The 10,866-nt window shown below is 68.9% G+C and carries 14 protein-coding genes and 2 tRNA genes; 4 read left to right on the top strand and 12 right to left on the bottom strand.

Going from position 1 to position 10,866, the window contains the following annotated elements; translation table 11 throughout:
* From V6M46_RS06815 to V6M46_RS06795, 5 genes are all read right to left on the bottom strand, one after another.
* Window positions 1-160 (bottom strand): trigger factor family protein (locus V6M46_RS06815; RefSeq protein WP_332663155.1); only part of this gene is annotated, 160 nt, incomplete at its 3' end.
* Between the two features lie 130 nt (window positions 161-290).
* Window positions 291-1,958, bottom strand: a complete 1,668-nt coding sequence (locus tag V6M46_RS06810) for an alkaline phosphatase D family protein (RefSeq protein WP_332663152.1) — start codon at window positions 1,956-1,958, stop codon at window positions 291-293.
* Between the two features lie 92 nt (window positions 1,959-2,050).
* The gene (locus tag V6M46_RS06805) at window positions 2,051-2,254 is read right to left on the bottom strand and encodes a DUF1918 domain-containing protein (protein ID WP_332663149.1); all 204 of its coding nucleotides are present in this window, start codon (window positions 2,252-2,254) and stop codon (window positions 2,051-2,053) included.
* A gap of 43 nt (window positions 2,255-2,297) precedes the next feature.
* Window positions 2,298-2,489 carry a hypothetical protein gene (locus V6M46_RS06800; RefSeq protein ID WP_332663146.1) on the bottom strand — a complete coding sequence of 64 codons (192 nt, stop codon included), beginning with the start codon at window positions 2,487-2,489 and terminating at the stop codon, window positions 2,298-2,300.
* 112 nt (window positions 2,490-2,601) lie between these two features.
* A tRNA-Pro gene (locus tag V6M46_RS06795) sits at window positions 2,602-2,678 on the bottom strand.
* Window positions 2,679-2,709: 31 nt separating this feature from the next.
* Here V6M46_RS06795 and V6M46_RS06790 point away from each other — a divergent pair.
* From V6M46_RS06790 to V6M46_RS06780, 3 genes are all read left to right on the top strand, one after another.
* Window positions 2,710-3,258: a 4-amino-4-deoxy-L-arabinose transferase gene (locus V6M46_RS06790; RefSeq protein WP_332663144.1), complete on the top strand. Its 549-nt coding sequence runs from the start codon at window positions 2,710-2,712 to the stop codon at window positions 3,256-3,258.
* A gap of 47 nt (window positions 3,259-3,305) precedes the next feature.
* Window positions 3,306-3,382: transfer RNA gene (locus V6M46_RS06785), tRNA-Gly, on the top strand.
* A gap of 258 nt (window positions 3,383-3,640) precedes the next feature.
* On the top strand, window positions 3,641-4,273 hold the full coding sequence (locus V6M46_RS06780) for a tripartite tricarboxylate transporter TctB family protein (RefSeq protein ID WP_332663141.1): 633 nt from the start codon (window positions 3,641-3,643) through the stop codon (window positions 4,271-4,273).
* Here the strand turns inward: V6M46_RS06780 and V6M46_RS06775 are convergent, their stop codons facing one another.
* Entirely contained in the window at window positions 4,274-4,846 is a 573-nt protein-coding gene (locus tag V6M46_RS06775) for a YdeI/OmpD-associated family protein (protein ID WP_332663138.1), read from the bottom strand. It abuts the gene before it with no gap.
* A gap of 41 nt (window positions 4,847-4,887) precedes the next feature.
* Between V6M46_RS06775 and V6M46_RS06770 the strand changes: the two genes are divergently transcribed.
* Entirely contained in the window at window positions 4,888-5,760 is an 873-nt protein-coding gene (locus V6M46_RS06770) for an oxidoreductase (protein ID WP_332663135.1), read from the top strand.
* On the opposite strand, the gene V6M46_RS06765 is transcribed toward V6M46_RS06770, so the two are convergent.
* The 6 genes from V6M46_RS06765 to V6M46_RS19605 form a co-directional block, all read right to left on the bottom strand.
* Window positions 5,681-6,856: a PP2C family protein-serine/threonine phosphatase gene (locus tag V6M46_RS06765; RefSeq protein ID WP_332663132.1), complete on the bottom strand. Its 1,176-nt coding sequence runs from the start codon at window positions 6,854-6,856 to the stop codon at window positions 5,681-5,683. The genes V6M46_RS06770 and V6M46_RS06765 overlap by 80 nt on opposite strands.
* Window positions 6,857-6,866: 10 nt before the next feature.
* The gene (locus V6M46_RS06760) at window positions 6,867-7,679 is read right to left on the bottom strand and encodes an Fpg/Nei family DNA glycosylase (RefSeq protein WP_332663130.1); all 813 of its coding nucleotides are present in this window, start codon (window positions 7,677-7,679) and stop codon (window positions 6,867-6,869) included.
* The gene (locus V6M46_RS06755; RefSeq protein WP_332663128.1) at window positions 7,672-8,130 is read right to left on the bottom strand and encodes a ribose-5-phosphate isomerase; all 459 of its coding nucleotides are present in this window, start codon (window positions 8,128-8,130) and stop codon (window positions 7,672-7,674) included. The genes V6M46_RS06760 and V6M46_RS06755 overlap by 8 nt, the downstream gene beginning before the upstream one ends.
* Before the next feature lie 33 nt (window positions 8,131-8,163).
* On the bottom strand, window positions 8,164-9,702 hold the full coding sequence (locus V6M46_RS06750) for a CDP-glycerol glycerophosphotransferase family protein (protein ID WP_332663125.1): 1,539 nt from the start codon (window positions 9,700-9,702) through the stop codon (window positions 8,164-8,166).
* Between the two features lie 16 nt (window positions 9,703-9,718).
* Window positions 9,719-10,612, bottom strand: a complete 894-nt coding sequence (locus V6M46_RS06745) for an alpha/beta hydrolase (RefSeq protein ID WP_332663123.1) — start codon at window positions 10,610-10,612, stop codon at window positions 9,719-9,721.
* Window positions 10,613-10,743: 131 nt separating this feature from the next.
* Window positions 10,744-10,857 (bottom strand): mycothiol-dependent nitroreductase Rv2466c family protein, encoded by a 114-nt coding sequence (locus tag V6M46_RS19605; protein ID WP_442880461.1) that lies wholly within the window; start codon window positions 10,855-10,857, stop codon window positions 10,744-10,746.
* Window positions 10,858-10,866: the final 9 nt, after the last annotated feature.

The raw sequence follows: 10,866 nt of genomic DNA, 5'->3' as shown, positions 1-10,866 counted from the left end.
CGATCGCCGCGGGGACCTTGCCCTTGCGGAAGCCGGGGATCGTGATCTGCGAGCCGATGGTCTTGTAGGCAGCATCGAGGCTGGGCTTGAACTCCTCGAACGGCACCTCGATGGTGAGCTTGACCCGGGTGGGGCTCAGTGTCTCGGTGGTGCTTTTCACGTGACTGACTCCTGCATGATCTCGATGCTTGACGGTTGGGGGCTGAGGCCGACATACGTACGGCGAAAACAGCGACGTACCAGTCTCTCATGAGCGCCAGGAAGCCCCGAATCGAGTCTCGGGGAAAGGATCAGGCGTCGAGCGGCCGGTCGACCGCCTCGACCCGCGGGACTCCCGACCTGACCGCCCACGACGCCAGCCGACGCGTGCCCGAGCGCGGGTCGCGCCGGTCCTCCACGGCGTACCAGTCCATCTGAATCCGTGACGACGTCACGTCGAGGACGCAGTATCCGTGGTCGTCCAGGTTCACAAACCGGACCTGGGGGTTCTCGCCCTGGATCGCCGCCTCGAGCGCGAGCGAGACGGTGCGGGGCCGTGCGCCGATGAAGTCGTCCACGTTGTTGCTGGTGATCGAGCTGCACACGAGCTCGGTGGCGACCGGGCTCCCGCTCGGGCCGGGCACCTCGTTGGCCCACGCGGTGTGGACGTCGCCGGTCAGGAACACGACGTCCGGCGTGCCGTCTGTCTCCATCCGAGCCAGCAGCCGGCGACGGTCGGAGGGATAGCCGTCCCACTCGTCCGTGTTGGGCGCCGCCGATCTCAGCGGCGTGAAGCTGACGGTCTGGCTGAGCGCGAACTCCTCGGCCGCCGGTCTCGGCGGGAGCCGGACCGGCGTGATCATGACCGGGTTGCCCACGAGCTTCCACCGGCACGGAGACGTGGCGAGGTTGCCCGCCAGCCAGGCGAGCTGGTGCTCGCCGGCGATCGTGCGACCCGGGTCGTTGATCGACGGATCGTCGTCGGCGACCCGCTTGCTGCGATAGCTCCTCAGGTCGAGCATCGACAGGTCCACCAGCTGCCCGAACTGCAGGCGCCGGTAGATCTTCGTCCCGTCGCCGGCCTTCGCGGTGCCCGCGATCCGTACCGGCATCCACTCGTCGTACGCACGTTGTGCCGCGCGGACCCGCCGAACGTACGACCCCTCCCGCGCCGGCTGGTGCTCGAAGGCTCCTCGCGCCCAGCTCCCGTCTGCGACCTCGTGGTCGTCCCACGTGACGATGAACGGCACCGCGGCGTGCAGGGCCTGGAGGTCGGGATCGGTCTTGTACTGCGCGTGCCGGCGCCGGTAGTCCCGCAGCGTCACGATCTCGCGAGGCGGGTCATGGCGCCGGATGTCCTCGTTGTGGTGCCCGTACGAGTACTTGCCGGGCTGGTACTCGTACAGGTAGTCGCCGAGATGGATCACGGCATCGAGGTCGCCTCGCTCGGCGAGATGCCGGTAGGAGCTGAACCAGCCGGCCTGCCAGTTGGCGCACGACACGACGCCGAAGCGGAGCCGTTTCGGCGCGCTGCCTGCAGCAGGAGCGGTGCGCGTACGCCCGACCGGGGAAACCTCCTGGCCGATCGAGAACCTGAAGTAGTACTCAGTCCCCGGCTCCAGCCCCGTTGCGTCGAGCTTGACCGTGTGGTCCCGGCGGGCGTCCGTCTCGAGGGTGCCGGTGCGGACCACGTGGTCGAACGAGTCGTCGTGCGCGACCTCCCAGCGGACCGAGACCGCCGGTCCCTGCCCCGATCCGGGCATCGACCGTTCAGTCGGGGTGACCCGCGTCCACAGGACCACCGCCGCGGGAAGGGGATCTCCGGAGGCGACGCCATGGCGGAACGGGGAGACGGTCGACGACTCGGCGGGGGTCGACAGGGTCTCCGAGCCGAGGACGCCCAACCCGGCGGCGAGGCCCACCCCGCCGAGTACGAACTTCCTGCGATCCGGGAGCGCGGTTCCTGCGCTGGTGCTCACACCGCCATTGCGGCAGGGGCGTTCGTACAAACCCTCGAGCGGTAGGTGAACGTCAGGCGTCGGTTGGCCGTACGTTCACCTGTGGCCGGGCTTCAGCTGGGCTTCTCGTCCTCGACGTGCTGGACGGTGGCGTCCGGCCCCGGGAACATCAGGCCCTCATGGCCGGTGTCCGACCACCGGACGACGTAGGGCGGGCTGCCGTCCTCGTGACGCACCTCGAGGATCTCCGCTTCCCGATCCCGCTCACCGACATGGTGACCGTGGACGACCAGGCGGTCTCCTGCCTTCGCGAACATGGCGTTCAGCTCCTTCGGTCCGGGCGCGCGATATCGACCATGATCAGGCGATGACGTGTGAGTCCTCGACCGCAGATTCGGGTTCAGGCTCGGGCTCGGCGGCGCGAAGCTTCGCAATCACGCGGTTGATCTCCGCCAGCATGTCGGCCTCGTCGTGGCCGAAGGCGAGGCGGTACGCGCGCAGTGCGTGGCGGGCCATCTCGAGCTCGGCGTCGGTGAGATGGATCGTGTTCATGCCTCAATTGTAGGTCGTCACGCGGTTCTCGACCTGTCGTGCGGCCACAAGATTGAAAGTCCCGAACCTGCTTCCGCAGGTCCGGGACTTTCCGATCTCTTGCGAGATCACATGGTCGGGATGACAGGATTTGAACCTGCGACCCTCCGCTCCCAAAGCGGATGCGCTACCAAGCTGCGCTACATCCCGTAGCCGCGTCAGTCTAGTGGACACTGGCCCCGTGACCTCTCATCGGTACGACGACATCGTCGCCCTCATCCGCGAACGGCACGCGGCGTGCGGCTCGACGACCGTCGTTGCAGTCGACGGGCCGAGCGGATCGGGCAAGACGACGTTCGCGGATGAGCTGGCCGAGGTCGCCGGTGGTGCCGTGCTCCACCTCGAGGACCTGTACCCGGGATGGCACGGCCTGGCCGCGACTCCCCCGATGGTCGCGCACGGCATCCTCGAAGCGATCGCGGTCGACGGCATCGGGACGGCATCGCGCTGGGACTGGGTCGCCGATCGTCCCGGCGACACCCTGCGTGTGCCCCCGGTCCGGTTGCTGATCCTCGACGGCGTCGGCAGTGGCGCGGCGGTGATCCGGCCGTTCCTCAGCCTGCTGATCTGGGTCGAGGCGCCCACCGCCGTCCGCAAGCAGCGCGCGCTGGCGCGGGACGGTGGTGTGTACGCGCCGTTCTGGGACATGTGGGCGGCGCAGGAGGAGACCCACTTCAGGGCCGAGGAGACCCGCCGCCACGCCGACGTCGTGGTGCGGACCCACGCCTGATCGGCTCAGCCGGTGTGGCAAGATGGATGTCGTTGCCGCAAGGCTTCGCGGACGTAACTCAATTGGTTAGAGTCTCTGCCTTCCAAGCAGAATGTTGCGAGTTCGAGTCTCGTCGTCCGCTCCATCACGGCGTAGCCGTCCCCCAGCGGACGACGAGACTCATGGGCCCCTCCCTCGCGCCGAAGGCGCCACCTAGGGATCGTCGTCCGCTCCCCTCCGACGCGGCGAAGCCGCCCGCAAAGGGATCGTCGTCCGCTCCCCTCCGTCGCGCCGCAGGCGCCATCGAGACACCTCTGCGATCGCGTGAGATCCCCGCGAAATGGGTACTCCGAAAGGCGACTCCCCTGCAAGGAGCGTTGCGCATCAGGAACAGGAGACGGCCATGAACTGGCACAGGGTCAAGGGGGAACACGGCGACAGAGACACGCGCACGCACGACGACGTCGGCCCGACCGGGTTCGACGACCCGGAGGAGCGCGTCGCCGAGGTCGAGCAGGTCCGCCGCGAGGAGTGGGGCGGCATGAACATCGGCGCAGGATTCTTCGGCTGGCTCGTCGCGGTCGGGATGGCGGTCCTGCTGTCGGGCATCATCACCGCCATCGCCGCAGCGGTGGGAGACGCGAGCGACATCACCCAGTCGCAGCTCGAGCGCGAGAGCGGCGAGATCAGCGTCGGCGCGGCGATCGTGCTGCTCATCGTGCTCCTGATCAGCTTCTACGCCGGCGGGTATGTCGCCGGTCGCATGTCGCGCTTCGACGGCACGCGGCAGGGCTGGGCCGTGTGGCTCATCAGCCTGCTCGTCGTGGTTCTCGCCGCGGTGATCGGCGCCTCGTACGGCTCGGAGTACGACGTCATGAATCGCGTCGACATACCGGATGTGCCGATCCCGACGGAGGACCTGACGATCGGCGGTGCGGTCACGATCGCGGCAGCGCTGTTCGCGACGCTGCTGGCCGCTCTGGCCGGCGGCAAGGCCGGCACGCGCTACCACCGCAAGGTCGATCGCAGCTGGTAGTCAGTGCGGCGTATCCCCGCGCTCGAACATCGCGATGAACGTGGCGATGCGTCGCGCCCGCGTCTCCGGCCTCTTGGCGTGGTGCAGCTGGTAGTAGACCGCGAAGGTGTTGCGCCGGTTGAGGGTCGCGTAGAACGCCTTCGCGGCGGGACTCGCCTCCAACGCCTCGAGGAAGTCCGCCGGAACTTCCGCGGTGGACGGGCTCGCCGTCGCGGCGTCCCACCGGCCGTCCTGCTTGGCACGATCGACCTCGGCGATCCCCGCGGGGCGCATACGGCCGGCGGCCGTCAGCGCCGCGACCTTGTCCCGATTGATCTGTGACCACGGGCTCCGCGGGCGACGCGGCATGTAGGCCTGCAAGTACGTGTCGTCGTCGAGCCGCTTGCGCTGGCCGTCGATCCAGCCGAAGGCGAGGGCGAGGTCGAGGAGCTCAGACACGGTCGGCGACTGCACGGCCGAGCCCTTCTTGGCGATGACGAACCAGGCGCCGTCGGTGTCCGCATGGTGCGCCTCGAACCAGGCCTCGGCCTCGGCCGCATCGACAAGGCGTACGAGCTCGCGGTCGACGGCCATCTTCGTATCCTAATCAGCGCGCCGACGCCATACTGAGCGACATGACCGATCGCAACGTGGCCCCACGAACCGTGCTCATCACCGGCTGCTCGTCCGGGATCGGGGAGGCCACGGCCGCCCGGCTCGCGCAGGCAGGGTGGACCGTCTACGCGACGGCCCGCAAGCCCGAGACCCTCGCGGATCTGGCGACGGGCGGATGTCGCACCCTGGCGCTCGACGTCACGAGCGAGGACTCGATGTCCTCGGCGGTCGACACGGTGCTCAGCGAGACGGGTCGCATCGACGCGCTCGTCAACAACGCCGGCTACTCGCAGTCCGGCGCCGTCGAGACGCTCGACCTGGACGACGTACGACGACAGTTCGAGACCAACGTGTTCGGCCTGCTCCGGATGTGCCAGCTCGTCCTGCCGTCGATGCGCGAGCAGGGCTCGGGCCGCATCGTCAACATCTCGTCGATGGGCGGGCGGCTCGTGTTCCCGGGCGGCGGGGCGTACCACGCGACGAAGTTCGCCGTGGAGGCGTTGTCGGACGCGATGCGCTTCGAGGTCGCCGGATTCGGCGTCAAGGTCGTGATCGTCGAGCCGGGGCTGATCACGACGAACTTCGAGAACGCGGCGGTCGCCTCGATGGAGGGCAACGACGACGGCCCGTACGCGGAGTTCAATGCCGAGGTCGCCAAGGCGACCAAGGAGGTCTACGCCGGACCGATGCGCCGGCTCGGGGGCGGGCCCGACACCGTCGCGAAGGTCATCGAGAAGTCCCTGACCACGCGCCGGCCCAGGATCCGATACACCGTGACGCCGTCGGCTGCGCTGTCGATCCGCAGCCGCAACCTCATGGGAGCACGGGGTTGGGACGCGATGCTGAAGACGCAGTTTCCTCAACCGACAGGCTCGGGACCCCGGGGCGACTGAGGATCAGGACGGCGCGATCGTCGTCACCAGAGGTGACCTGCTTGAGGATGCGTCGTGGTGCCTGCTCGAAGCCGGCCGAGACGATCGTGGCGGCCTCGGTGCGGAGCCACTCGATGCCCGCGGTGAAGTCCTGGGTGCGTGACTCGACGACCCCGTCGGTGTAGAACATCAGCGCGTCGCCGACCTCGAGCCGGCCGGTCGTCTGGACGAAGTCCGGGCGCTTCATGATGCCGAGGGCCATGCCCCGTGCCCCGTCGATGTCCCACTCCTTTCGGGCCGAGTCCCAGTGAAGTGCGGGCGGGTGACCGGCGTTGATGATCGAGTAGTCGCCCGTCGCCAGATTGACCAGGACGTGCACGGCGGTGGCGAAGCCCTCGTCCCAGTTCTGGCGGATCAAGAAGTCGTTGCCGGCCGAGAACAGGCCGAGGGGCGGCAGTGCGCCGATGAGTCCGCCGAGGGCGCCCGCGAACTGCAACGACTGGGTGCCCGCGGCGACACCCTTGCCGCAGACGTCGACCAGGACCATCTCGAGCTTCGTCTCGTCCTCGGACAGGTTGGCGACGAGGAAGTCGCCGGCGAACTTGACGCCGCCGGCGGGCAGCATCGCGGACTGTGACCTCCAGCCCTCGGGCAGCGGAGGCACGACGCCCTGCGCCTGGAGCCGGTCCTTCAGGTCGACCAGCATCGCCTCGCCGAGTGGGCCCGGCAGGCCGCTGCTGTGCCGGCTGGACTCGAACAGGACGATGATCGCGACGATCGCCATGACCACCAGCGTGCTGATCCGGCCTGTCGTCATGCCGGTCTCGATCGACTCGCGCGTCACCGTGATCGCGGTCGCGACGACGATGAACAGCACCAGCGCCAGCAGAGGCCTGTAGCGCAACGCCATCGTGCCGAGCAGCATCGGGATCACGAAGGTCGCGGCGGGAAAGGTGTTGTAGCTGAGCAACGACACCAGCAAGATGCCGGTCGACATGAGCATCAGCGCCGCGAGGACCGCGACCTGTCCCTCGCTCGTGCCGGTTCGCCACCGGACGATGCGGTCGTCGACGTAGCTCGCCACCGTTGGCAATGCTCGCCGGAAGCCTGTCGTCACAGCATCGAGCCTATCCACGATGCTGACACGTCGGGCACCAAAACAGGTTTCTCCCCGCGAGGACCCGGCGACGTACGGGCGTGTCGCAGACCAGGCACGCCTGACTCTCGCGCCGGTAGACGTACACCTCGCCGCCGTGGTCGTCGGCGCGCGGCGGACGGCCCATGGCCTCCGGCTCGTGCTCGGGCCGGACGGTGTCGATGCGACCGGTACGAACGCCCGCGTGCATCAGCTCGACCAGGTCGCTCCACATGGCGTCCCACCGCCTGCGAGAGATCCGGCGACCTGCGGTCATCGGCGCCACCCCGCTGCGGAAAAGCACCTCGGCACGGTAGACGTTGCCGACGCCGGCCAGCACGGCCTGGTCCATCAGCAGCGCGGCGATCGGGACGGTCGAACGATGGATCCGGCGCCAGGCCCGCTCGGGGTCCGCATCGGCTCGCAGCGGATCAGGGCCGAGTCGGGCGATCCGCGCGTCGACCTCCGGAGGCGTGAGCAGCTCGCAGGCGTTGGGCCCGCGGAGGTCTGCCGTCGACCCGGCCTCCAACCGCCAGCGGACCTGGCCGACGACCGGTCGACCCGCGCCCGGAGTGACGACGAACGTGCCGTACAGGCCGAGATGGACGTGCACCTGCTCGGGAACATCCGCGAACGAGACGAACACGTGCTTGCCCCATGCCTCGGCGCCCTCGAGCACGCGCCCGTCGACACGCGCCGCCTCTGCAGCGAAGCGGCCCTGCGGGCTCGACGATGCGACGGCCCGCCCGCCGTACTCGGTGCGGAGCTCGTCCGCGAGACGGTGGAGCGTGTGCCCCTCAGGCAAGCTCGCCGGTCTCTTCGTAGGCGAGCAGCATGTCGATGCGCCGCTGGTGGCGCTCGGCGTGGCTCCAGGGTGTCGTCAGGAAGGCCTCGACGATCGCGATCGCCTCGTCGGCGGTGTGCATGCGACCGCCGATCGCCATGACCTGGGCATCGTTGTGCTGACGCGCCAACGACGCGGTCTCGGTGCTCCACGCGAGTGCCGCGCGAGCGCCCTTGACCTTGTTGGCCGCGATCTGCTCGCCGTTGCCGGACCCGCCGATGACGATTCCGAGCGATCCGGGCTCGGCGACGGCAGCCGAGGCGGCGTCGATGCAGAACGGCGGGTAGTCGTCGTCGGCGTCGTAGGTGTGTGCGCCATGGTCGACCGGCTCGTAGCCGTTGTCGGTGAGCCAGGCGATCAGGTGGGTCTTGAGCTCGAAGCCGGCGTGGTCGGAGCCGATGTGGACGCGCATGTGCTCAGTGTTCCAGTCCGTACGACAGGACGTTCAGGCACCTCTGACCAGGTCCCGTACGAACGCTGCGAACGCGTCTGCGGACTCCTCGCCCACGAACTCACCCAGCACATAGCGTTTGCGCTCGGCGCGCTCCGAGGCCAGCGGGTCTCGGACCAGGAGATCGTCGAGCACCTCGTCGAGGTTGGACAGGTCGCCCAGCAGGACGTACGCCGTCTCCGCCACGGAGAACTCCTTGCGGAAGTCCTCGACGCCGGCCCGCATGCTCGTCATGGCGTATGGCTTCTCGGACTGGAGGAAGTCCGAGACGACGCTCGAGACGTCCGAGATCAACGCGTCCGAGCGATTGGCGCAGTCGACCACGGTCCAGATCTTGTCGACGGTGTTTCCGAATCTGTGGTGGCGTCCGGTGGCCTCGCGGTCGGCCCTCATGATGCCGCGGATCTCCTTGATCGCGGCGCGGCGACGGCGCCAGCGGTAGCTCAAGGGGTGTGGCCGGAACATGACCTCGACATCACGCTCGATCAACGCGCGGACGATCTCCGGACCGCGCTCGAGCGAGGAGAAGTTGACCGTCTCGTCGACGCCGTGCCAGGTCGGCGCGTAGAGCACGGTCTTGGGCTTGAGCTCCGCGATGGGTCCGCGCGCCGGCAGGACGCCGGACGCCTGAGGACGCCCGAGCACCCGGAACTTCTCGGGTGCGACGTGGATGCCGTGCCGCTCGTACCGGTCGATCCCGGCCTGCCCGCACACGACGAGCAGGTCGTACAGCGCGTGGCGCGGGTTGAAGTTGGCGGGCTTGTCCGAGTCGCCGTGGTTGAGCCACACGTGAGTCAGGTTCGTGTGGGCCATGAACCCCTGGTTGGCCTTGGCGTTCTGGACGTAGAAGACCGCCCGGATCGACGGCACGAACAGCGACTGGAGGTCCCGAGTCCCCCGCGATCCGAGCTGGACGAGCGGCGACTTGAGGTCGGCCCCCTCGAGGATCAGCGGCAGATACTTCTCGTGCAGCGTGATCACGACGCATCGCTCGCCGGAGCGCAGGAGGTAGGGCTCCCACATGCGCAGCTGCCACGGCCCACCGGACCGCCCGGCAAATCCCATCGCGATCGTGGGCTCGTATGCCTCAAGGGCCTGGAGCACCCTCCGGCCGTGACGCAGGAAGCGGACCATGGTTGCCGCACACGCGAGCCAGGCGGCGACCGCGACCACGGCCAACGCCACGAAGGCAGGCCACGGTGCACCGAGGATCGTGAGCAGCACTGCGACCACCGCGGCGGCCAGGCTGACCCACGTGTGGGCCTCCACTGGGATGCGTCCGGCCTTCGGCGGCCCGTCCGGCACGCCGGGCAGCCCGTACGAGTAGGACGGGGTCTCGGAGATCCTCGGGATCATGAGCGACCCGGCGAGCAGGACCAGCAGCGACACGAACGTTGCCGGGCCCGGAAGGAAGGCGAGCAGCACGACCAGCGTCAGCCCGACGACCGGGAGGACGACCAGGCGAGGTCGCTCGGTCACCTGTTTGCGGAGGGTTCGGCTGCGCTTGCTCAGCTGTTGCACGTCCCCGGTCACGCGCCCAGTATGCCAGTCAGCGTGCGCGTGCCCGTCTGGCGTCGAGGAGGGCGCCGGCCATCGTGACGGTCGCCCGCGAGGCGTCGAACGCATCGGGCTGCCGCCAGTAGGAGTGCACCATGCCCAGCGCCCGGAACGCGGTCACCTCGACACCCGCCTCGGCCAGCTGAGCGGCGTAGGCCTCTCCCTGGTCGCGCAACAGGTCGTGCTCGTTGGTCACCAGCAGGGCCGGCGGGTGATCGGCCAGGTTGGTCGCGTTGACGACCGAGACCTCGGGCAGGTCGCCGACCTCACCGGGAGCGTACGACTCCCAGAACCACTCCATCGCCTCGCGCTCGAGCGCCGCGTTGTCGTCGGGGCCACCGAGGTCGGCGCGCCGGTCGACCGGCGGGTACATCAGCACCTGGAAGTCGATCGCCGCCGGTTCCCGCACCGCCAGCCCGGCGACCAGGTTGGCGCCGGAGGAGTCGCCGATCGCGGGCAGGAACGACGCGTCGACCCGGTGCTCGCGGTCATGCGTACGCAACCACCTCGCGGCAGCCTGCACGTCATCGAGTGGCGCGGGGTGAGGATTCTCGGGCGCCCGCCGATAGTCGACCGCCAGCAACGCCCACCCGGTCGTGTGGGCCAGGTAGCGGCAGAAGCTGTCGTGCGTCTCGAGATCGTGAAGCACCCAGCCGCCACCGTGCACGTAGAGCGCGATCGGAGCACCCTGACGCGGGCGATAGAGCCGACACGTCACGCCGTCGGCGTCCAGGTCGCTGATGTGGTCGAGCCCGATGCGGTCGGTGCTGGCCAGTGCCTCAGCCCGCGCCGTCGCCCGGATCTGCGCGTACGTCTCGCTGAGCGAGCCGTACGCGGAGGGTCCGAGCGTGTCGAGCAGGGCGCGAGACTGCGGATGAAGGCTCATGCCCCGAGCCTAGTGAAGTCGCGTGGTCTCGATACACCCGCTCGTCCCTCGCGGGCACTCGACCAGCGGTGGAAGAGGTGGTCGAGTGAGCCCGAGGAATGAGGGGGCTCGTATCGAGACCACGCGACAGGTCAGTCGAAGTTGAGCTCGCCCTTGCGGGTGCGCTTGAGCTCGAAGAAGTCCGGGTAGCTCGCGAGCAGCCGCGCGCCGTCGAACACCGAGCCGGCGACCTCGCCCCGCGGGATGCTCTGGAG

This window comes from Aeromicrobium sp., from assembly GCF_036676885.1.
Lineage (GTDB): Bacteria > Actinomycetota > Actinomycetes > Propionibacteriales > Nocardioidaceae > Aeromicrobium.
The sequence above is the reverse complement of the archived record's forward strand: the minus strand, read 5'-3'. Positions and strand labels throughout refer to the sequence as shown.